Below are 22,076 nucleotides of genomic sequence, written 5' to 3'. Positions count from 1 at the left end.
ATGGCGGTTTCCTTTCTGGCAGTGGCCTTTCGGTGCCCCCTAGTCTTCGCCGCAGGCGGATCCTCGCCTAGCGGCCTGAAGGCCGTTATGTGAAAGAATCGGGCCATGACGGAATCCAGTGCGGCCGCACCCCACCGCGTCGCGGTCCTCGCCCTCGACGGCGTGATCACGTTCGACCTCGGCATCCCCGAGCGCGTCTTCGCCGCCGCCGGCCGCGCCGACGGCACCCGCCGCTACGACGTGCGCGTGTGCTCCCTCGACGGCGGCCCCGTCCGCGCCACCGCCGGGTACACGATCAATGTGGAGCACGGACCCGAGCTGCTGGCCAGCGCCGACACCGTCATTGTGGCCACTGTGGACCCCACGGGCGGGCCCTCGTGCGAGGTGCCCGACCTGCTCGCCGGGCTCGAGCCGGCCTTCGCGCGCATCCGGCCCGAGGCGCGGATCGTCTCGTTCTGCAGCGCCGCGTTCGTCCTCGCCCACCTGGGCCTGCTCGACGGCCGTGCCGCGACCACGCACTGGATGCTCACCGACCTGCTCAGCGAGCGCCACCCGAAGGTCAGGGTGGACCCGGACGTGCTGTTCGTCGACGAGGGCCGCATCCTCACCTCGGCGGGCGCCGGTGCTGCCGTGGACCTGTGTCTGCACCTGGTGCGTCGCGACCACGGCAGCCAGGTCGCGAACGCGGTCGCGCGCCGCTGCGTGGTGCCGCCGTGGCGCGAGGGCGGGCAGGCGCAGTTCATCGAGCGGCCCGTGCCCGAGGAGACCGGGGTGAGCACCGCCGGGGTGCGCGAATGGGCGCTCCAGCACCTCGACCATCCGCTGTCGATCGATGATCTGGCGCGGCGGGCGCGGATGAGCCGCCGCTCCTTCACCCGCCGGTTCCGGGAAGAGACCGGGCAGAGCCCGACGCAGTGGCTCACCCGCCAGCGGGTCGAGCACGCCCGGCGGCTGCTGGAGTCGAGCGAGCTGACGGTGGACCAGATCGCGCAGCGCGCGGGCCTGGGCACGGGGGTGTCGCTGCGCCAGCATCTGCGGGCGGTGCTGGGGGTGTCGCCGTCGGCGTACCGGCGCACGTTCCGCGAGCGGTCGAACATGTCCGTTGCGCAGTAGCGGCTAGGGGATGAGGAGGAGTTTCCCGGTGGTCTTGCGGGCTTCGAGGGCCTGGTGGGCTTCGGGGGCCTCTTCGAGGCGGAAGGTCTCGCCGACGCGGACGAGGAGGTCGTCGTCCTCGATCATCTGGAAGACCTCGTTCGAGCGCCAGAGGTACTCCTCGCGGGTGGCGGTGAAATCGTGGAGGGTGGGCCGGGTGAGGACGAGTGAGCCGCCGCGGTGGAGGTCCTGGGGGTCGACGGGCGGGACGGGGCCGCTGGCCTGGCCGAAGAGTGCCATGACGCCGCGGCGGCGCAGTGCGGTGAGGCCTTCGCTGAAGGTGGTCTTGCCGACGCCGTCGTAGACGGCCGCGACGCCTTCGCCGCCGGTGAGTTCGCGGGCTTTGGCGCCGAAGCCTTCGTAGCGCATGACGTGGTCGGCGCCGTTCTGGCGGGCGAGTTCGGCTTTCGCGTCGGTGGAGACGGTGCCGATGACCTTGCCGCCTTTGGATTTGACCATCTGGGTGAGGAGGAGGCCCATGCCGCCGGCGGCGGCGTGGACGATGACGGTGTCGCCTTCCTGCACGGGGTGGACGGTGGTGCACAGGTAGTGGGCGGTGAGGCCTTGGAGCATGACGGCGGCGGCGGTCTCGACGGCGACCTTCTCGGGGACGAGCACGAACTGGTCGGCGTCGCCGATGACGAGGTCGGCGTAGGAGCCGGGGACGCTCTTCCAGGCGACCTCGTCGCCGACGGTGAAGCCGGTGACGCCGGCGCCGATGGCCGCGACGTAGCCGCCGCCTTCGAGGCCGGGGGTGAAGGGCAGGGGGAGCCCGTAGGCGCCGGTGCGGTGGTAGACGTCGATGAAGTTGACGCCGGCGGCGGCGACCTTGACGGCGATCTGGCCGGGGCGGGGGCCCGGGTCCTCGCCTTCGAGCACTCGCATGACGCCCGGCCCGCCGGTCTGCTCGACCACGATCGCCTTCATGGGGTTTCCTTCCGCCGCAGGGTCACCCCATAAAATAGCAGCGCCCGGCGCCGGCTACTCCTCTGTGCCGCCGCGCTTGCCGTTGCCGACGCCGAAGCGCACGCGGCTGCGGCTCCACCTGTTGGGGTTCGCGGTGCGGGAGTCGACCTCTTCGCCGACGAGTTTGCGGATGGCCTCGCGGAAGCCCTTGTGCCGCAGCTGGTGCCGCAGCGGGTGCCCGGCCGGGTCGGTGGCGAGCTCCTTCATGAGCGAGACGCAGAGGAGGAGCATGACGACGACGAACGGGAGCGCGACGATGATCGTGGCGTTCTTGAGGCCCTGGAGTCCGCCGGAGAGCAGCAGGACGGCGGCGACGGCGCCGATGGTCGCGCCCCAGAAGACGACGAGCGGCTTCTTGGGGGCGAGGGAGCCGTGGCTGGAGAGCGAGCCGAGGACGAGTGAGGCGGAGTCGGCGCCGGTGACGAAGTAGATGGCGACGAGGACCATGGACAGGCCTGAGAGCAGGCTGTAGAGCGGGAGTGATTCGAGGAGTGCGAACAGGGAGTACTCCTCGCCCATGGCGACGGCTTCGCTGAAGTCCTCGCCGTGGTTCTGCTGCCACAGGGCGGTGCCGCCGAGGATCGCGAACCACAGTGTGGAGGCGGCCGAGGGGATGAGGAGGACGCCGACGATGAACTGGCGGATGGTGCGGCCGCGGGAGATGCGGGCGATGAAGGTGCCGACGAAGGGCGCCCAGGAGAGCCACCACGCCCAGTAGAAGATCGTCCAGGTGCCCAGCCACTCGCCGCCGCCGAACGCGCCGGTGGCGCTGGAGATGCCGGCGAGCTCCGAGAGGTAGCCGCCGATGGCGTTGGGCCAGGCGTCGAGGATGAACAGGGTCGGGCCGGCGAAGAACACGAACACGATGAGGAACAGGGCGAGGACGACGTTCGTGGTGGAGAGCCATTTGACGCCGCGGTGGACGCCGGAGAACGCCGAGGCGACGAACGCGGCGGTGAGCGCGATGATGACGACCAATTCGAGCTGGGTCGACTCGGGGACGCCGACCACGATCTCGAGGCCGACCGCGACCTGGAGGGCGCCGAGGCCGAGGCTGGCGGCCGTGCCGAACACGGTGGCGAACACGGCGAGCAGGTCGATGGCCTTGCCGGTCACGGGCCCCCAGCGCCTCCCGGCGGTGAGGGGCGCGAACGCGTCGCTCATGTTGTTGCCGCGCTGCTTGCGGAACGTCGAGTAGGCGAGGGCGAGGCCGGCGACGGCGTAGATCGCCCACGGGTGCAGTCCCCAGTGGAAGAACGAGTAGACGAGGGCGCCTTCGGTGAGCTGGTCGTTGAAGAAGGGGGAGGCGGGGTCGAGCTCGAGCGGCGGGGGCGCGTCGAAGTAGTGGGCCAGGGGCTCGGCGACGCCGTAGAACATGAGGCCGATGCCCATGCCGGCGGCGAACATCATGGAGATCCACGGGAGGGTGCCGAACTCGGGCTCCTCGTCCGTGCTCGCGGCGAGCTTGATGGCGCCGAAACGGCTGGCGGCGATGTAGACGGCGAGGACCACGAAGATGTTGCCGGCGATGATGAACAGCCACGCGAAGTTGACGATGACCCAGTTGAGGGCGGCGGTGGAGCCGGTCTCGAACTGGTCGGGGTAGACCGCGCCGAAGACGATGACGGCGAGGATGACGACGGCGCTGATCCAGAACACCGGCCGGTCGACCGGGTAGGTCGTCTGGCGCTCCTCCGCATCGACGGGCGCGGCGGGCGGCGGGGTCTCCCCGGGGTCGGTGGGCGGCGTCGCGGTCGTTGCCATCGGACGGGCTCCGTTCGTTGGTGGAGTGGCGCTTCAGTCACCATAAGTGACGAAATGCGCGTGTCCGCCCGATTCGGCCACGCCGCGCCGCGCTCTCGTACAGGCGGACCGTCTCGTACAGGCGGACCAGTGGTGCAGGCGGATCGGCCGTGCGAGTCGATCGGTCGCGCAGGTCGATCAGCTGCGTCCGCGGGTCAGTCGCGCCGGTAGACCAGCAGCGCGACCTCTCCGATCGCCCGCGTCTCGACCAGTTTCAGGGGCCGCTCGGGCGACTGGGGGAACGCCGCGGCGTGCACGAACCGGGGCCCGCCCGCGCTCCCCAGCAGGAACGGCGCGACCGCCAGGTGCACCTCGTCGACCAGGTCGGCCGACATGAACGCGGTGTGCACGATCCCGCCGCCCTCCACGAGGACCCGCTCGATGCCGCGCCGCGCCAGGTCCTCCAGGACCGCGAGGGGCGCCACGCCACTGTCGCCGACCGCCACCACCTCCGGATGCACCGACCCCTCCGGCCACGTCGCCGGCCCGAACTCGTCCGCGTCCGGCCCGAGCGGGAACGTCCGGGCCCCTGCGGTGCTCGTGTACACCACGACCGGCCCGGCCGCGTCGTCCGCGGCTCGGTCGAAGAGCCTGGCGCCCGGTTCGAGCCGCCCCGAGGGGGAGATCACGGCCCGCAGCGGCGACGCCGGGCTCCCGCCCGCCACCCGCTCCTCGCGCCGCTCCGCCGACCGCACCAGCAGCCGCGGGTCGTCCGCGCGCACCGTCCCGGCCCCGACGAGGATCGCGTCGACGCTCGCGCGCACCGCGTCCACCCGGTCGAAGTCCGCCGCGTTCGACAGCATCAGCCGCTCGGGCGAGACGTCGTCGAGAAAGCCGTCGATGCTCATCGCGGCCGAAACGATCACATAAGGGCGCTCCATGCCCCCGAGAATCCCACGATGCACTCCCGACCGGGGCCGGGTGGCGGGCCGCGCCGGGGTGCGATCACAATCGGTAGTCGTGGAAGCAGGACAGACCAGCGACGACGTGATCGCGAACCTCACGTTCAACGCCGACGGGCTCGTCCCCGCCATCGCGCAGCAGCACGACACGGGCGAGGTCCTCATGCTCGCGTGGATGGACGCCGAAGCGCTGCGGCGCACCCTGGCCACCCGCAAGGCCACCTACTGGTCGCGCAGCCGCGGCGAGTACTGGGTCAAGGGCGAGACCTCCGGCCACCACCAGGCGGTCGTCTCGGTCGCGGTCGACTGCGACGGCGACACCGTCCTGCTCCAGGTGGACCAGACCGGCCCCGCCTGCCACACCGGCACCCGCACCTGCTTCACCGGAAGGGAGATCGCATGAGCGAAGCGAACCACGAGACCAGCGCCGCCGACGACGGCACCGCCGAGCAGCGCGCCGCCGAGCGCACCCGCGTCCTCCTCGCAGGGATCCTCGCGGCCGCAGTGGCCGCGCTCGCCGCCTCCCGCGACTGGACCGCCACCAACGAGACCGGCCACGCCGGGATCACCGCCACCACCGCCCAGGCCGGCACCGACCTCGCCTCCTGGGCCCTGCCGTGCGCCCTCGCCGGCGGCGCCGCCTTCCTGGCGATGCTCGCCACCGGCAACCGCGCCCGCCGCGTTCTCGGCGTCGTCGCCGCCCTCGCCGGCCTCGCGACCGCCCTCGGCGGGGCGCTCAACCTCGACGCCGGCCCCTGGCCGATCGCCATGGGCGCCGCCGCGCTCGTCCTCGCGTTCGCCGGGGCCGCCACCACCGCCCGAGCAGGCGGCTGGCCCGACAGCCGGGACCGCTACGAAGCGGCCCCCGACAAGGCGTCCGCCATAGCAGAGGACCCGGTGTCGCTGTGGAACGCCCTCGACTCCGGCGAGGACCCCTCGTCGCCTAATATCACGGCATCGGCGCAGGAGAAGGGACGATCTTAGGTGAACGTGCTGGAGCAGATCATCACCGAAGTCCGCGCCGATCTCGAACGGCGCCAGACCGAGACCCCCATCGAGAAGATCCGCGAGCGCGCCGAGGCCGCACGCCCCGCCCTCGACGGGTACGCCGCGCTCTCCGGCGGCGGCGTCAGCGTCATCGCCGAGGTCAAGCGGGCCTCCCCCTCCAAAGGCGCCCTCGCCGACATCCCCGACCCGGCCGTGCTCGCCGCCGAGTACGCCGCGGGCGGCGCGTCCGTCATCTCGGTCCTCACCGAGCAGCACTACTTCAAAGGCAGCCTCGACGACCTCGACGCCGTCCGCGCCAAGGTCCAGATCCCGGTCCTCCGCAAGGACTTCGTGGTCTCCCCCTACCAGGTGCTCGAAGCCCGCGCCCACGGCGCCGACCTCGTGCTCCTCATCGTCGCCGCCCTCGACCAGGACACCCTCGTCTCGCTCCACGAGCGCATCGAGGGCCTCGGCATGACCGCCCTCGTCGAAGTCCACACCGAGTACGAGGCCGACCGCGCCCTGCGCGCCGGCGCGAAAGTCATTGGCGTCAACGCCCGCGACCTGACTACCCTCGAAGTCGACCGCTCGGTGTTCGAGCGCATCGCCCCCGGCCTGCCCCGCGGCGTCGTCAAAGTCGCCGAATCGGGCGTCAGGGGCACCCGCGACCTCATCCGCTACGCCAGCGCCGGCGCGGACGCCGTGCTCGTCGGCGAGGGCGTCGTCAAGACGAAGAGCCCGCGCGACGCCGTCGCCGAGCTGGTCACCGCCGGGTCCCACCCGGCCACGCCGCGCCCGATCTAGCGGTCGCGGACGGAACACACAGGTGAGCCCTGTGGTGCGCGACGCCGCGCGCCCGGGCAGCGAGTTGCGAAGGGGAGCGAGACACCGTGCCTAATCCAGATGCCAGCGGCCACTGGGGCGAATTCGGGGGCCGTTTCGTCCCCGAGGCGCTCATCAGCGCGCTCGACGAGCTCGAGGCCGCCCACACGGCCGCGCTCGCGGACCCGGCGTTCACCGCCGAGCTCGACAAGCTCGGCCGCGAGTACGGGAACCTGCCGTCCCCGCTGTACCTCGCCGAACGGCTCTCCGAGGAGGCCGGGGTCGAGGTCTGGCTCAAGCGCGAGGACCTCAACCACACGGGCGCGCACAAGATCCGCAACGTGCTCGGGCAGGCCCTGCTGACCAAGCGCATGGGCAAGACCCGCATCATCGCCGAGACCGGCGCGGGCCAGCACGGGGTCGCCTCGGCGACCGCCGCGGCCTACTTCGGGCTCGAGTGCACCGTGTACATGGGCGAGGAGGACACGCGCCGCCAGGCGCTGAACGTCGCCCGGATGCGGCTCCTCGGCGCCGAGGTCGTGCCCGTCACGACCGGTTCGCGCACGTTGAAGGACGCCATGAACGAGGCCCTGCGCGAGTGGGTCGCCTCCGTGGACCACACGCACTACCTCATCGGCTCGGTCGGCGGACCCCACCCGTTCCCGCAGCTCGTGCGCGACTACTGCCGCGGCATCGGCGACGAGGCCCGCGCCCAGTTCCTCGAGCGGACCGGTGCGCTGCCGGACGTCGTGGCCGCGTGCGTGGGCGGCGGCTCGAACGCGATGGGGATCTTCACCGCGTTCCTCGACGACGCCGATGTGAAGCTCTTCGGGTTCGAGGCGGGCGGCGACGGGTACGACACCGGCCGCCACGCCGCGACGATCACGGCCGGGCAGGTCGGCGTCCTCCACGGCGCCCGCACGTTCGTCCTCCAGGACGAGGACGGGCAGACCGTCGAGTCGCACTCGATCTCCGCGGGCCTGGACTACCCGGGCGTCGGCCCCGAGCACGCGCACCTCGCCGCCACCGGCCGCGCCGCCTACGAGCCCGTGGACGACGCGGAGGCCATGGCGGCCCTGGAGAAGCTGGCCCGCACCGAGGGCATCATCTGCGCGATCGAGTCCGCGCACGGCCTCGCGGGCGCCCTGCGCCTCGCGAAGGGCCTGAAGCCCGGCTCGCGCGTCCTGGTGAACCTCTCCGGGCGCGGCGACAAGGACATGGGCAACGTCGTCGAGTACTTCGGCTTCGCGGGCGCCCCTGAGAAGAGGGGGGCGTAGCCGTGCACGCTGCCGACGCTTTCGCGAAGACCAAGGCCGAGGGCCGGGCCGCGCTGGTGGGCTACCTGCCCGCGGGCTACCCGACGCTCGCCGACTCGATCAAGGCCGTCGACATCATGATCGACCACGGGGCCGACATCATCGAGCTGGGCCTGCCGTACTCGGACCCGGTGATGGACGGCCCGGCGATCCAGAAGGCCGCCGACCAGGCCCTCGCGGGCGGGTTCCGGACCCGGCAGGTGTTCGAGGTGACCGAGGCCGTCGCCGGCCGCGTCCCGATCCTCGTCATGACCTACTGGAACCTCGTGGAGCGGTACGGGGTCGACCGGTTCGCGCGCGACTTCGCCGCCGCGGGCGGGGCCGGGCTCATCACGCCCGACCTCATCCCCGACGAGGCGGGGGAGTGGATCGCGGCCTCTGACGCGCACGACCTCGACCGGGTCTTCCTGGTCGCCCCGTCCTCCACCGAGGAGCGCATCATCGCCACCGTCGCGGCCTGCCGCGGGTTCGTGTACGCGCAGTCGGTCATGGGCGTCACCGGCGCCCGCGCCGCCACCTCGGCGGCCGCCCCGGCGCTCGTGGAGCGCACCCGTAAGCACACCGACCTGCCGATCGGCGTGGGGCTGGGCGTCCGCTCGGGCGACCAGGCCGCCGAGATCGGCGCGTACGGGGACGCGGTCATCGTCGGCTCCGCCATCGTCAACTGCTACCTGGAGTCCGAGGACATCCCCTCGGGCCACCAGAAGCTCGCCGAGCTCACCGCGGACCTCGCCGCGGGCGTGCGCCGCTAGCCGTCACGCAGGCCTCGCGGGCGGTGCCCGCGGGGCCTCGCCGTGCCCGCCCGAAATGGGCGGTATGCGAGAGCGTCGCCGCCGCATCGGGAGCGGCGGCGTGGGACCGGCTCGGGCCCGTGCCACGCCCCGCTCGCGCAACCGATAGGTTTACTCGTCGTGGACCTCGCATATATCCCGAGCCCGTCGGAGTCCGTCTGGCACCTCGGCCCCATCCCGATCCGCGCGTACGCGCTGTGCCTCATCGCGGGCATCGTCGCCGCCTGCTGGATCGCCGAGGCGCGCATGCGCTCGCGCGGCGCCCCCAAGTGGGCCGTGCTCGACCTCGCCGTGTGGGCCGTGCCGTTCGGCATCGTCGGCGCCCGCCTCTACCACGTCTTCTCCAGCCCCGACGCCTACTTCGGCGCCGACGGCGACCCCTGGAAGGCCCTCGCGGTCTGGGAGGGCGGCCTCGGCATCCCCGGCGCCGTCGCCCTCGGCGCGGTCGGCGTGTGGCTCGGCTGCCGCCAGCTGAAGCTGCCGTTCGCGATGGTCGCCGACGCGATCGTCCCCGGCATCCCGGTCGGGCAGGCCGTCGGCCGCCTCGGCAACTGGTTCAACCAGGAGCTGTACGGCAAGCCCCTCGACACGTGGTGGGCCGTCTCCATCGACTTCGACCACCGGGTCGCCGGGTACAGGGAGTACGCGACGTTCCACCCCACGTTCCTGTACGAGCTGCTGTGGAACGTCGGCGTCGCGATCGCCGTGGTCCTGGCCGACCGCAAGGCCAAGTTCGGGGCCGGGCGCGCCGTCGCCCTCTACGTCGCCCTCTACGGCATCGGCCGGTTCTGGATCGAGGGCCTGCGCATCGACCCCGCCGAGGACTTCGGCGGCCTGCGCCTCAACCAGTGGATGAGCGTCATCGTCGTCGTCCTCGCCGTCGCCTACCTCATCTTCGCGCGCGGCACCCGCCAGGTCTTCGTGCTCGACGGCGGCGAGCGCGTCACCGTCGACTGGGACGCCCCCGAAGCGACTGCCGCCGGGTACGTGAACGGGGCCCTTCCCAAGGGCGCCGAGCCGGGCGAGATCGATGCCGCCTCCGACGCGGACGACGACCCCGAACCCGACCGGCCCGAGGACGACGTGGTCCCCGACGAGCCGCTCGACGCCGAGCCCTCGGCCGACGCGGGCAAACCCCGCGACGACAGCTGACCCCACCCCCGGGCAGGTGCAGATGCAGAACCGAAGAGCCGTAGTCGTCGGCGCCGGCGTCGCCGGACTCGCCAGCGCCATCGTCCTGTCCCGGCTGGGCTGGAAGGTGGCGCTGCTGGAGCGGCGCGAGCGCCTCAAAGGCGACGACCTCGGCATGATCCTGTGGGCCTCGGGCGTGCGCGCACTGCGCGCGCTCGGCGTCGACGCCCTGCTCGACGCCTCCGGGACCCCGGTGGACCGCTTCGAACTGCGCAACGAGGAGCGCCTGTCGAGCTCGTTCGCGGCGGCGATGCTCGGCGCCGACGACAGCACGCCTTCGGTCATGGTGCACACCGCGATGCTCTACGAGGCGCTCGTGTCGCGCCTGGGCGACAACGTCCAGGTCCACCCGGCCGTCCAGGTCGACCGGATCGACATGGTCGACCTGGCCGCCGGGGACGCCTCGCGCCGCTGGGACGCCGAGCTCATCGTCGCCGCGGACGGCATCGACTCGCCCAGCCGCGCGCTCATCGCCCCCGGTTCGCCCACGGTGGACGCCGGGGCGGTGTGCTTCCGCGGCCTCGTGCCCGCCCACCGCGCCCCCGAGCGCACCACCGACGCCGTGGAGATCTACGGGCCCGACCGCCGCCGCTTCGGCTACGGCGACCTCGGGCACGCCGGCGCCTGCTGGTGGGCCACGGTCCCGGGCGGGATGCGGCCGGAGTCGCCGCAGATCCAGCACGAGCTCATCAACCGGTGGTTCGCCGACTGGCCCGCGCCCGTGGGCAAGTTCATCGCCGCCACCCGCCCCTCGGAGCTGACGCAGCAGCCGGTCCGGTATGTGTGGCCGGTCCCGCCGGTGTTCCACCAGGCGGTCGGCGCCGGCGGCCTGGTGCTGCTGGGCGACGCCGCGCACGGCGTGGCGCCGATCCTCGCGCAGGGCGGGAGCCTCGCCCTGGAGGACGCGGTGACGCTCGGCTGGGCGCTGCGCCGCAGCCCCGAATCGGTCCCGGCCGCGCTCGGCTCCTACGACCGGGCCCGCATGGCGCGGGTCAAGCGCGTCGCGCGCCTCTCGCGACGCGTCCACATGATCGCCTCGGGCGGCAGGGGAGTGACGAAGAGCCTCCTGCGGGCCGTACCGGACTCGTGGGTGCAGCACCAGGCGGCGTCCCTGTCGGACTGGCAGCCGCCGCGCTGAGGGACCGGGCGTGCCCTGGCGCCGGCCTTCAGATCGGACCTGCGGAGACCCCGGCATCAACCCTGCCGCACCGATTCGACGATTCCTGTTGGGGCCCAATGTGAACGGAGGGTCCCGGCAAATCGGACATCGATGGGCCCCCGGCATCAACTCTGACAGGCGGGTACGACATCGTTCAGCGCGCAAGCGCGCTGGCGCCGGTACCCCTCGCCGATTACGCTTTCGTGCCATGCAGATCCGTGACGCCCGCCCTGAGGACTGGCCCGCCGTGTGGGCCTTCGCCCGGCCCATCGTCGCCTCCGGCGAGCACTTCGTGTGGGATGCCGACACCCCCGAGGAGCGCCTGCGCGCCTACTGGATCGAGAAGGAGGCGCCCGCGAGCGCCCTCGTCGCCGTGATCGAGGACGGCACCGGCGACGACGGCACGCCCGCCGGCCGCGTCGCCGGGATCGCCGAGATCCACCCCAACCAGCCCGGCCGCGGCTCCCACATCGCCAACGCCGGGTTCATGGTCGACCCGGCCGTCCGCGGCCAGGGCCTCGGCCGCGCCCTCGGCGAAGCCGCCCTCGCCCGCGCCCGCGCCGACGGCTTCACCGCCATGCAGTTCAACGCCGTCGTCGCCACCAACACCCGCGCCGTCGACCTCTGGCACTCACTCGGGTTCCGCACCCTCGCGGTCCTCCCCGAGACCTTCCACCACCCCGCCCGGGGCCTGGTCGGCATGCACCTCATGTTCCGCGAACTGTGACCCGGGCAGCCACTGTGTAGCATCACCATCGCTATGAACGAACTGCGCGAGTCCATCCTCTCCGTAGGCGTGGCCGACCCCGAGACGGCCGTCAGCGTCCACGCCCTCCTCGGCTCCGACCCCGCCCTCCTGGCCCAGGCCGGCGACCTCCCCCAGAGCAGGCACGCCGTCGACGCATGGGTCAAGACCACGTTCCTGCGGCCCGAGAGCCCCTTCCTCGAAACCATGGCCGGCGCCGTCGAAGCCGTCCTCGGCGAAGCCCCCGACAAGCCCCAGGACGACGTCCTCGCCGCCATCACCACCCGGCCCCGCACCCCCTACGACCTGCGCGCCACCACCGGCCTCGGTGAAGCCGACCTCGACGCCGTCCTCCAGGGGCTCGCAGCGGCCGGCCTCATCCGCGCCGACCCCAACCCCCTCGACCCCGACGCGCCCTTCTGGACCATGGACCACCGCTTCGTGCGCTTCCACTACGCCATGGTCGCCCCGCACCTGGCGCGCTGGCGTCGCGGCTACATCACCGACCGGCTGTGGCGGATGACCCACGCCCGCTTCGACCGGTACGTGTGCCGCCCCGAGTTCCACCGCCTCGCCCGCGAATGGGCCCTCAACGACCCCGCCGCCGCGCAGACCACCCGCCTCACCGTCCCCGACCCGCGCTTCCGGCAACTGCGCACCATCGAACTCGCGGCCTGGAGCGAGACCGGCGAACCGATCGCGCTGGGCACCATCCGCTGGAAGTTCCAGATGGTCGAACGCCAGCTCAAACGCCTCCGCTACGTCAAGCGGCTCCTCGGCGACCCCAAGGCGCGCCTCTACTGCATCGCCTCCCGTGTGGAGGCCGCCATCACCGACGACCCCGATCCGGACCTGTTCGTGATCGGCCCCGCACAGCTGCTGCGGCGCGGCGCGAACGAGCCCGCGAACGCCCCGGAAAACGCCCCCAACGGTGACTTACACCCCATTTCCCGGCTGGTGGGCGCGGAGACGCGACGGGTAGGCTGAGGCTTCTTTCCCCGTATCCGAAACCTTGAGGAGTGACGATGGCGGCAAGCGTGGACGCGGTAGTGGCGGGAGCCGGTGGGTTCATCGGCGGACACCTGGTGGCGAGCCTCCTCGCCGAAGGCAAGACCGTGCGCGCCGTCGACGTCAAGCCCCTCGACGAGTGGTACCAGGTCCACGGCGACACCGAGAGCCTCCAGCGCGACCTCGCCGACCTCGCCGCCTGCCGCGAAGCAGTCGGCGACGGCGCCGCCGAGGTCTACAACCTCGCCTGCAACATGGGCGGCATGGGCTTCATCGAGAACAACAAGGCCCTGTGCATGCTCTCGGTCCTCCCCTCCACGCACATGCTCATGGCCGCCAAGGACGCCGAGGTCGGGCGCTTCTTCTACTCCTCCTCCGCGTGCGTCTACGCCGGCTACAAGCAGACCGAGGCCGACATCGCGCCCCTGAAGGAAGAGGACGCCTACCCCGCCGACGCCGAGGACGGCTACGGCTGGGAGAAGCTGTTCTCCGAGCGCATGTGCCGCCACTTCCGCGAGGACTTCGGCCTCCAGACCCGCATCGCCCGGTACCACAACATCTACGGGCCCGAAGGCACCTGGGACGGCGGCCGCGAGAAGGCCCCCGCCGCCACCTGCCGCAAGATCGCCCTCGCCGCCCTCAAGGGCGAGAAGACCGTCGAGATCTGGGGCGACGGCGAGCAGACCCGCTCCTTCACCTACATCGACGACTGCGTCCAGGGCACCAAGATGCTCACCCGCGGCGACGTCACCGACCCGCTCAACCTCGGCTCCTCCGAGCTGACCACCATCAACAACCTGTACTACCTGGTCGCCGACATCGCCGGCATCGACATCGAGCTCAAGCACATCGACGGCCCCCTGGGCGTCCGCGGCCGCAACTCGGACAACACCCTCATCCAGAAGTACTACGGCTGGGAGCCGTCCATCAGCCTCCGCGAAGGCATGACGAAGACCTACGAGTGGGTCTACGACCAGGTCAAAGCCAAGTACGACCGGTAATGACCGACCCGCAGCTCCGCCGTGTCGACGTCCTCGGCGTCGGCGTCTCCACCGTCAACCAGGCGACGGCGCTGGCCGAGGTGACCCGCTGGGTCGACCACGGCGAGCGCCACTACGTGTGCGTCACGGGCGTGCACGGCGTCATGGAGTCCCAGCGGGACCCCGAGCTCCTCGCCATCCACAACGCCTCCGGGCTCACCACGCCCGACGGCATGCCGATGGTGTGGGCCGGGCACAAGGCCGGCGCCGACTGGATGGACCGGGTCTACGGGCCCGACCTGATGCTCAACGTGCTCGCCCGCGCCGCCGAGCGCGGCTGGACCTCGTTCCTCTACGGCGGCAAGGACGGCGTGCCCGAACTGCTCGCCGAGAAGCTCGCCGAGCGCATTCCCGGCGTCAAGTTCGCGGGCATGTACTCGCCGCCGTTCCGCCCCCTCACGGAGGAGGAGGACGACGCGATCGTCAAGCGCATCAACGACTCCGGCGCGCAACTGGTGTGGGTGGGGCTCTCGACGCCGAAGCAGGAACGCTGGATGGCCGCCCACCGCGACCGCCTGAACGCCCCCGCGATGTTCGGCGTCGGCGCCGCGTTCGACTTCCACGCCGGGCTCGTCCCGCAGGCCCCGCCGTGGATGCAGCGCAACGGCCTCGAATGGCTGTTCCGGCTCACGAAGGAGCCCAAGCGCCTGTGGCGCCGCTACTTCCAGAACAACCCGGCCTACCTGCGGGAGATCCGCAAGCGACCCCCGTTCCTGCGCGACTAGCGCGACGCCGCTGCGGCCGCCCCGGTCCCGGCGACCGGACGCCCCCTGTGACTGCAGGGCGGCGGCCGCAGCGGCATAGCATCGGAACCGACGGCGACACCCGCCGGAAACCGGTCAAAGGGAGCGATGGATGAGCGGCGCACCGATCGACATGCGCGAACGCGAAGCACTGTGCGACCTCCTGGCCGAGCTCGGACCGGACGCACCGACGCTCTGCGAAGGCTGGGACACCGCCGACCTCGCCGCGCACCTGGTGCTGCGCGAGCACTTCAAACGCGGGACCGACGAGCACATGGCCGCCGAGAAGGCCAAAGGCCTGCCCGCCCTCATCGACCGGCTGCGCGGCGGCGCACCGCTGCTGCCGTGGCGCGTGCCCGGACTCCGCACGCTGATGAACGGCGCCGAGTACTTCATCCACCACGAGGACGTCCGCCGCGCCAACGGCCTCGGGAGGCGGACCGACCGCCCCGACCTCGAAGCGCTCGCCTGGCGCATGAGCGGCTACCTCGGCCGCCGGGCCGCCCGCCGGATCCGGCCGTACGGCCTGGAACTGCGCCGACCCGACGGCGAACCGCGCCGCTTCGGGGCCGCCGGGGGCGCGGTGCTGCAAGGCGAACCGACCGAACTGCTGCTGTACCTCAGCGGCCGCCGCGACGCCGCAGAGGTCCGCCTCGCCGGAGACGCCGACGCCGTGGCCGCACTCCGGAAGGCGCACACCGACATGTGACGGACTCCCTGGTCAGGGCCGTGTGACACCCCCTTGTCACACCCCCCTGCCAGGGTTGGCGCCGGGGGTCCAACAATGTCCGATTTGCCGTGACCCTCCGTTCGCCTTCGGCTCACCCCACCTTCCTGACCCGCACGCCGCAGCGACGCTAGGCTGTGGCGCATGGTCGACATTCCCAAAGAGCTCACGCACACCGGGCACCACCCCCGCATGGCCGTCGTGTGGTCGGTCCTGTCGGCCGAGATCGAGCGATTCGCCGCAGGCACCGGAGCGACCCTCCGCATCCTCGATGTCGGCGGCGGCTCCGGCGGATTCGCCGTCCCCCTCGCCGAACTCGGCCACGACGTCACCGTCGTCGAACCCAGCGCCAACGCGCTCGCGTCCCTGCGCCAGCGCGCCGCCGACGCGGGCGTCACCGACCGCGTCCGCGCCGTCCAGGCCGACGCCGACGAGCTCCCCGACGTCGCCGAGCCCGGCACCGCCGACCTCGTCCTGTGCCACTCGGTCCTGGAGATGGTCGACTACCCGGACATCGCGCTCGACGCCCTCCGCCGCGTCTGCGCGCCCGGCGGCGGCGTGAGCATCCTCGTCGCCAACCGCATCGCCGCCGTCCTCGGCAAGGCCCTCGCCGGGAACTTCCCGGCCGCGCTCGACCTCCTCACACACGTCGACGGCGTCATCGCGGCCCGCGACACCATCAAGCGCCGCTTCGAGACCGCCACGCTCACCGCGCTCGTCGGCGGCTCCGGCCTCGTCACCGAGCAGGTCCACGGCGTCGGCGTCGTCGGCGACCTCCTCCCCGCCGCGGCCGCGAAGGGCGAGGCCGGCACCGACGCCCTGCGCGAGTTCGAACTGGCCACCGCCGCACGGGTCCCCTTCCGGGACATGGCCACCCACATTCACCTGCTCGCCCGCAAACCCATGCGCTGACCGGGACGGGTGCCTTTCGGCAGCCGCGTCTACGTCGAGGCGCGTAGGCGCGGCTACGTCCGCACGCCGAAGGCGGCGGGCCCGCCGGACCGTAGCCTGGACCCGTGACCTCGCCAACCGCCGCACGCACCAGGATCCCGGCCCTCGCCTTCGACACCGGCCTCGCCGCCCTGCTCGGCGTCCTCACCGCCGGCACCACGATCGGCGCCGCCTCCGACCACCACCCCGGGCCGCTCGCGTTCGCGCTCATCGGCGTCACCGCCGCGTTCCTGGCCGTGCGCCGCATCTGGCCCGAGGCCACCCTCGCCGGGACCCTCGCGGGCCTGTACGTCTACCTCTACCTCGGCCTGCCCGAAGGCCCGATCTACATGCTCCCGGCGGTCGCGGTCTTCTACTACGCGTTCGCGCGGCCGCTCAAGACCGTCCTCATCGTCCTGGCCGGCCTCTTCGCGGTCAACACGGCCTTCCAGACGTTCGCCCTCGGCGACATCCCCGACCTGTGGGTCAACGCCACCATCACGTTCGTGTGGCTCGGCATCGCCGCCGCAGGCGGGCGCATCGTCCGGGAGGCCCGCCACGCCCGGGCCCGCGAACGCGAGGCCGAACGCGAGCGGTACCGGGCCGACGAGCGCGTCGAAATGGCCCGGGAGATCCACGACGTGGTCGGCCACAGCCTGGCCGTGGTCAGCATGAACGCCGGTGTCGCCCTGCACGTCCTGGAAAAGCACCGCCTGCAGCGCGGCGCCGCCGAAGGCGCGGCGGCCCCGCCCGAGGTCGTCGAGAACCTCCAGGCGATCCGCGACGCCTCGACCCGCGCGCTCCAAGACCTGCGCGCCACCCTCGCGCCCCTGCGCCAGGGCCGCCAGTCCGAGCTGCGCCCGACCGGCGCGATCGCCGACATCCCGTCCCTCGTGGAGGCCGTGCGCACCGGCGGCCTGCAAGTCGAGTACGCGGTCGCGGGGGAGCCCGGACTCGTGCCGACGAACATCGCCGCCACCGCCTACCGGGTCGTCCAGGAGTCGCTGACGAACGTCATCCGCCACGCCGAGGCCACCAAGGCCACGGTCCGGATCGACTGCGACCCGACCTGGATCCGCATCCTCGTCGAGGACGACGGCCGCGGCGGCCCCATCGACTTCGACCGGATCGGCCAAGGCGTCACCGGCATGATGGAGCGGGTCCTCACCAGCGGCGGCGTCTTCAGCGCCGCGCCCAGACGCGGAGGCGGCGGCTTCGCCGTCAAGGCCGACATGCCCTACGAGCGCAGCGCGAACCCATGACTCGCCGGCGTCGCCGGCCGCGCCCAAGGCTTCGCTCGCAAGCGCCGCCGAGAGCGGCGATTGACCTCTCGCAAGCGTCGCCGGCTGTGTTCATGCATGGCTCGCAAGCACCGCCGGCTGTGTTCATGCATGGCTCGCAAGCTTCGCCGGCTGTGCTCATGCATGGCTCGCAAGCTTCGCCAGCTGTGCTCATGCACGGCTCGCAAGCTTCGCCATGAGTACCGATCGACGGCTCGCCGCCGTCGCTTACAGTGCAAGACCGGCTCGTCAGACCCGCAACGGAGGACCGCGCATGATCGAACTCGTGATCGCCGACGACCAGAGCCTCATCAGGATGGCGCTGCGCAACCTCTTCAACGGCGAGGACGACATCCACGTCGCCGCCGAAGCCGAGAACGGCCAGGAGGCCTGGGACCTCGTCTCGCGCCTGCGCCCCGACGTGGCCCTGCTCGACATCCGCATGCCCGGCATCGACGGGCTCGAAGTGCTGCGCCGCATCAGCCACGACGCGAACCTCGCCGCCACCCGCGTCGTCATGATCACCACCTTCGAAGTCGACGACTACATCTTCGACGCCCTCTCCAACGGCGCCGCCGGGTTCGTCATGAAGGACGCGGACCCCGAAGACCTCCTCAAAGCCGTGCGCCTCGCCGCCGCCGGCGACTCCCTGCTGAGCCCGGACGTCACCCGCAAGGTCATCAACGCGTACGCCGAACGCGGCACCGGCACCGGCAAGCCCCACCCGAACCTCGCCGACCTCACCGAACGCGAACTCGAGATCCTGCGCTGGGTCGCCACGGGCCTGGCCAACGACGAGATCGGCGAGCGCCTCTTCATCAGCCCCGCCACCGTCCGCACCCACGTGGGGAAGCTCCTCACGAAGCTCACCGCCCGCGACCGGGCCGGCCTCGTCGCCATCGCGTACCGCTCGGGCCTCGACATCCCCGAGGTCTGAACCCGCGCCCTCGCGCGGGTCGTCGCCGGAGCGTAGACGCGGACACGTCGCCGCGCTGATGCGCATCCGGCCGGCAGCGGCGAGATTGGGAGACATGGCATCCCGATCAGAAACCACCCCACCCGCGTCGACACCGAGCAGCGCCCGCCTCGCGTTCGCCGGCTCCCGGCGAGGCCGCTGGCCCGCCCTCGCCGCCTGGGCGATCCTCGCCGTCATCGGCTTCACCCTCGCCCCGAGACTCGGCGGCATCCAAGACGACGCCCAGATCAACTGGCTCCCCGCCGACGCCGAATCCACCGAAGCGAAACACCTGGCCGAAACCGAGTTCAACCAGAAGAACCTGACCAGCCTCCTCGTCGTCTACACCGCCGAAACCCCGCTCACCCCCGAAGCCCACGCCGCCGCAGCAGCCGACCGCGCCGCCCTCGACGCACTCGCCGCCCCAGGCGAGCGCACCACCGGCCCGATCCCCTCCGAAGACGGCCAGGCGCTCATGCTCGTCGTCCCCCTCGCGGACACCGCCATCGACGCCGACGGCGAAGCCCTCTTCGCCGAAGCCGACGCCATCGTCCAGGAAGGACTCCCACCCGGCCTCGAAGCCGGCCTCACCGGCGGCGCCGCGGCCTCCCGGGACATGGAGTCCGCGTTCGAGCAGCTCGACGGCCCCCTCACCTGGATGACCGTCGCCGTCGTGGCGCTCGTCCTCGTCCTCACCTACCGCTCCCCGCTGCTCCTGCTCCTCCCGATGGTCTGCATCGCACTGTCCGAGCAGCTCGCGACCGGCCTCGCCTACCTCCTCGGCCGGTACGCAGACGTCACGATCAACGGCCAGAACACCGGCATCCTCACCGTCCTCGTCTTCGGCGTCTCCACCGACTACACGCTCCTGCTCGTCTCCCGGTACCGGGAGGAACTGCTGCGCACCGAGGACCGGTTCGCGGCCATGCGCGCCGCCCTCACCGCCTCGACACCCGCGATCGTCGCCTCCGCCGGCACCGTCGTCCTGGCGCTGGCGGTCCTGCCGCTCGCCTCGGTCTCCAGCACCGCCGCGCTCGGCCCGGTCCTCATCGCGGGCGTCGCCAGCGCCGTCCTCGCGTCGCTGACCCTGCTGCCCGCCGTGCTCTCGCTCTTCGGCCGGGCCGTGTTCTGGCCCCTGGTGCCCCGCCACGACCCGGCCGAGGCCGCCGCCCCGGCTCAGCGCCGCCACCGATTCTGGGGCCGCGTCGCCGGGGCCGTCTCGGCCCGGCCCCGGCTCATCGCCGTCGCCACCACCACGGGCCTGCTCCTGCTCTCCCTCGGCTGGACCGGCCTCTCCATCGGACTCGAGCGGTCGGAACTGCTCACCACCGAGACCGCATCGCAGCGCGTCAGCGCCGCGATGGCCGAGCACTACCCGGCCGGGGCCTTCGAACCCGTGGAGGTCTACGTCCGAGACGCCGACACGGATGCGGCCCTCGCCGTCCTCGAAGCGGCGCCCGGCATCGCCCAGACCGAGGCGCCGGTCCGCGCCGCCGACGCCGACTGGGTCCGCATCGACGCGGTCCTCGCCGACGAGGCGTCCTCCGACGCCGCGGAGGCGACCGTCCGCGATCTGCGGGAGTCCTTGGCGCACAACGACACCGTGAGCACCGCCCTGGTCAGCGGACCCACGGCCACGCAGATCGACCTCGCCGCCGGCAACGACCGCGACCTGCGGCTGCTCGTCCCGCTCATCCTCGCCGTGGTCCTCCTCGTGATCGTGCTCCTGCTGCGGGCCCTCACCGCCGCGCTCGTGCTCATGGCCTGCACGGTCCTGTCCTACGCCGCCGCGGTCGGCGCCGCGAACCTGGTGTTCAAGGGCCTCGGCCAAGACAATGTGGACACGAGTTTCCTGCTCATGGGATTCCTGTTCCTCGTCGCGATGGGCATCGACTACACGATCTTCCTCATGACCCGCGTCCGCGAAGAGGTCCCGCGATGGGGACACCGGGTCGGGACCCTCCGGGCCCTCACCGTGACCGGCGGCGTCATCACCTCTGCGGGACTCGTCCTCGCCGCCACCTTCACCGTCCTGGCCCTCATGCCGCTCACCATGCTCATGCAGCTGGGCATCTTGGTCTGCGCGGGCGTCCTCCTCGACGCGATCATCGTCCGCTCCCTCCTCGTGCCCGCCCTCGCACTGTGGATCGGCGAACGCTTCTGGTGGCCGAGCCGCACCGCGCGGCGGCCCACCCCGGCACCCGCACCCGAACGACAGGAGGCGAACGACTGACCGCCGGCGGCGGCCCCGGCACCGGGGCCGCCGCATTCATACGTGGTGTGGCCGAACCGACACGAAACCGGCTAGCCTCGGGCCATGCCTTCGAGCCCGTACCTCACGGCGATGCGGCCCGCCTACGGCACCGGCACTCTCGCCGATGTCATGCCGACCGCCCTTGCGGCCCTTGGAATCCCCTCCCGCGGCGTGAACCTGCGCAGCGCCGAGCTCCACGGCGTCCGCCGCATCGCGGTGCTCCTCCTCGACGGTTTCGGCTTCCACCTCCTCGGCCAGGCCGCCCAGGCCAGCGACACCGTCGGCGCCATGCACCACGGCGAACTCGGCACCCTCACTCCGATCACCGCCACGGTCCCGTCCTCGACCCCGATCAGCCTCGCGTCCCTCGCGTGCGGGCTCCCGCCCGGCGAGCACGGCATCATCGGCTTCACCGTGCGCGTGCCCGACACCGGCGACCTGGTCACCCACATCCGCTGGGACGGCGCCCCCGACCCCGAGACGTGGCAGCCCGAGCCGACCTGCTTCGAGCAGGCCGACGCCCAGGGCGTGGTGTGCACCGTCGTCTCGAACGGGACCTTCCGCGACACCGGCCTGACCCGCGCGATCTACCGCGGCGCCGACTGGCTCCCCGCGATCGCCCCGCACGAGGTCGCCGAAGGGGTCCTGGCCGCGCTGGCGCGCGGGGACCGCAGCCTCGTGTACGCGTACCTGCCGGACGTGGACACCGCCGGGCACTTCCACGGGATCGGTTCGCCCGAGTGGCTCGAGGCGGTCGCGAAGGTGTCGGAGGCGATCGACGGCATCCTCACGGGCCTGCCGCGGGACGCGGCGCTGATGGTCACGGCCGACCACGGGATGGTGAACGTGACGGACCGGCTGCACGTGGACCGGCGGCCCGACCTGACGCACGGGGTCGAAGCCGTCGCGGGCGACGGGCGGATGCGGTACCTGTACGCCGCACCGGGCGCGGTCGAGGACGTGCGGCAGGCGTGGACGGCGGCGGTCGGCGAACGCGCCGAGGTGATCGGCAGGGACGAGGCGATCGACCGCGGCTGGTACGGCCCGAAGGTCACCGAGTCGAGCCGCGAGCGCATCGGCGACCTGGTGGTGGCGTGCCGCGGCACGTTCGCGATCGTGGGCGTCGAGGGCGAGCCGCCGCACGTCGCGAGGCTCGTCGGCCACCACGGCGGCCTCACCGCCGCCGAGATGGCGGTCCCGCTGTGGAGCTACCGCAACGGCTGAGCGGGAGCAGTTCCGGCGGCCGGGCAGGGGCGACGGCCTCAAGGGCTCGTGCCCTCCGGGCCGGTTCCGGGAGGTTGTCGG

Annotated in this window: 21 protein-coding genes; 18 read left to right on the top strand and 3 right to left on the bottom strand. The window is 72.2% G+C overall.

The window, feature by feature from the left end; genetic code table 11:
• Positions 1 to 105: 105 nt before the first annotated feature.
• Complete coding sequence (locus tag QWI33_RS01770) at positions 106 to 1,113, top strand: GlxA family transcriptional regulator (RefSeq protein ID WP_289954254.1); 1,008 nt, start codon at positions 106 to 108, stop codon at positions 1,111 to 1,113.
• 3 nt (positions 1,114 to 1,116) lie between these two features.
• On the opposite strand, the gene QWI33_RS01765 is transcribed toward QWI33_RS01770, so the two are convergent.
• The 3 genes from QWI33_RS01765 to QWI33_RS01755 all read right to left on the bottom strand — a co-directional run bounded on the left by QWI33_RS01765 (position 1,117) and on the right by QWI33_RS01755 (position 4,802).
• Positions 1,117 to 2,079: a quinone oxidoreductase family protein gene (locus tag QWI33_RS01765; RefSeq protein ID WP_289954252.1), complete on the bottom strand. Its 963-nt coding sequence runs from the start codon at positions 2,077 to 2,079 to the stop codon at positions 1,117 to 1,119.
• Between the two features lie 54 nt (positions 2,080 to 2,133).
• The gene (locus QWI33_RS01760; RefSeq protein ID WP_289954251.1) at positions 2,134 to 3,882 is read right to left on the bottom strand and encodes a BCCT family transporter; all 1,749 of its coding nucleotides are present in this window, start codon (positions 3,880 to 3,882) and stop codon (positions 2,134 to 2,136) included.
• Between the two features lie 194 nt (positions 3,883 to 4,076).
• Positions 4,077 to 4,802 (bottom strand): RibD family protein, encoded by a 726-nt coding sequence (locus QWI33_RS01755; protein ID WP_289954249.1) that lies wholly within the window; start codon positions 4,800 to 4,802, stop codon positions 4,077 to 4,079.
• A 79-nt stretch (positions 4,803 to 4,881) separates the two neighbouring features.
• Here QWI33_RS01755 and hisI point away from each other — a divergent pair, with 79 nt between their 5' ends.
• From hisI to QWI33_RS01670, 17 genes are all read left to right on the top strand, one after another.
• Positions 4,882 to 5,226 carry a phosphoribosyl-AMP cyclohydrolase gene (gene hisI / locus QWI33_RS01750; RefSeq protein ID WP_289954247.1) on the top strand — a complete coding sequence of 115 codons (345 nt, stop codon included), beginning with the start codon at positions 4,882 to 4,884 and terminating at the stop codon, positions 5,224 to 5,226.
• Positions 5,223 to 5,807 (top strand): Trp biosynthesis-associated membrane protein, encoded by a 585-nt coding sequence (locus QWI33_RS01745; RefSeq protein ID WP_289954245.1) that lies wholly within the window; start codon positions 5,223 to 5,225, stop codon positions 5,805 to 5,807. Before hisI ends, QWI33_RS01745 begins: the two co-directional genes overlap by 4 nt.
• Positions 5,808 to 5,813: 6 nt before the next feature.
• The gene (gene trpC / locus QWI33_RS01740) at positions 5,814 to 6,614 is read left to right on the top strand and encodes an indole-3-glycerol phosphate synthase TrpC (protein ID WP_353895369.1); all 801 of its coding nucleotides are present in this window, start codon (positions 5,814 to 5,816) and stop codon (positions 6,612 to 6,614) included.
• An 86-nt stretch (positions 6,615 to 6,700) separates the two neighbouring features.
• Positions 6,701 to 7,909: a tryptophan synthase subunit beta gene (trpB, locus tag QWI33_RS01735; RefSeq protein WP_289954241.1), complete on the top strand. Its 1,209-nt coding sequence runs from the start codon at positions 6,701 to 6,703 to the stop codon at positions 7,907 to 7,909.
• Positions 7,910 to 7,911: 2 nt separating this feature from the next.
• Positions 7,912 to 8,700: a tryptophan synthase subunit alpha gene (trpA, locus tag QWI33_RS01730; RefSeq protein WP_289954239.1), complete on the top strand. Its 789-nt coding sequence runs from the start codon at positions 7,912 to 7,914 to the stop codon at positions 8,698 to 8,700.
• A 159-nt stretch (positions 8,701 to 8,859) separates the two neighbouring features.
• The gene (lgt, locus tag QWI33_RS01725) at positions 8,860 to 9,891 is read left to right on the top strand and encodes a prolipoprotein diacylglyceryl transferase (RefSeq protein WP_289954238.1); all 1,032 of its coding nucleotides are present in this window, start codon (positions 8,860 to 8,862) and stop codon (positions 9,889 to 9,891) included.
• A gap of 22 nt (positions 9,892 to 9,913) precedes the next feature.
• The gene (locus tag QWI33_RS01720; protein WP_289954236.1) at positions 9,914 to 11,068 is read left to right on the top strand and encodes an FAD-dependent oxidoreductase; all 1,155 of its coding nucleotides are present in this window, start codon (positions 9,914 to 9,916) and stop codon (positions 11,066 to 11,068) included.
• A gap of 229 nt (positions 11,069 to 11,297) precedes the next feature.
• Positions 11,298 to 11,816 (top strand): GNAT family N-acetyltransferase, encoded by a 519-nt coding sequence (locus QWI33_RS01715; RefSeq protein WP_289954235.1) that lies wholly within the window; start codon positions 11,298 to 11,300, stop codon positions 11,814 to 11,816.
• 33 nt (positions 11,817 to 11,849) lie between these two features.
• Positions 11,850 to 12,821 (top strand): hypothetical protein, encoded by a 972-nt coding sequence (locus QWI33_RS01710; protein WP_289954234.1) that lies wholly within the window; start codon positions 11,850 to 11,852, stop codon positions 12,819 to 12,821.
• 38 nt (positions 12,822 to 12,859) lie between these two features.
• A complete protein-coding gene (locus QWI33_RS01705; protein ID WP_289954232.1) occupies positions 12,860 to 13,843 on the top strand; it encodes an NAD-dependent epimerase/dehydratase family protein in 984 nt (327 codons plus the stop codon).
• Entirely contained in the window at positions 13,843 to 14,607 is a 765-nt protein-coding gene (locus QWI33_RS01700; protein WP_289954230.1) for a WecB/TagA/CpsF family glycosyltransferase, read from the top strand. Before QWI33_RS01705 ends, QWI33_RS01700 begins: the two co-directional genes overlap by 1 nt.
• Before the next feature lie 130 nt (positions 14,608 to 14,737).
• A complete protein-coding gene (locus QWI33_RS01695; protein ID WP_289954228.1) occupies positions 14,738 to 15,334 on the top strand; it encodes a maleylpyruvate isomerase family mycothiol-dependent enzyme in 597 nt (198 codons plus the stop codon).
• Positions 15,335 to 15,496: 162 nt separating this feature from the next.
• On the top strand, positions 15,497 to 16,264 hold the full coding sequence (locus tag QWI33_RS01690) for a methyltransferase domain-containing protein (RefSeq protein ID WP_289954227.1): 768 nt from the start codon (positions 15,497 to 15,499) through the stop codon (positions 16,262 to 16,264).
• A 104-nt stretch (positions 16,265 to 16,368) separates the two neighbouring features.
• Positions 16,369 to 17,544, top strand: coding sequence for a sensor histidine kinase (locus QWI33_RS01685; protein WP_289954225.1), 1,176 nt, complete (start codon positions 16,369 to 16,371; stop codon positions 17,542 to 17,544).
• A 292-nt stretch (positions 17,545 to 17,836) separates the two neighbouring features.
• Positions 17,837 to 18,499 carry a response regulator gene (locus QWI33_RS01680; protein ID WP_289954224.1) on the top strand — a complete coding sequence of 221 codons (663 nt, stop codon included), beginning with the start codon at positions 17,837 to 17,839 and terminating at the stop codon, positions 18,497 to 18,499.
• A gap of 94 nt (positions 18,500 to 18,593) precedes the next feature.
• Positions 18,594 to 20,750, top strand: coding sequence for an MMPL family transporter (locus QWI33_RS01675; protein WP_289954221.1), 2,157 nt, complete (start codon positions 18,594 to 18,596; stop codon positions 20,748 to 20,750).
• Between the two features lie 84 nt (positions 20,751 to 20,834).
• Complete coding sequence (locus QWI33_RS01670; protein WP_289954219.1) at positions 20,835 to 21,995, top strand: alkaline phosphatase family protein; 1,161 nt, start codon at positions 20,835 to 20,837, stop codon at positions 21,993 to 21,995.
• Positions 21,996 to 22,076 lie beyond the last annotated feature (81 nt).

The organism is Glycomyces tritici, assembly GCF_030403505.1.
Note: the sequence above shows the minus strand (reverse complement) of the source record. Positions and strands in the feature narration are given on the sequence as shown.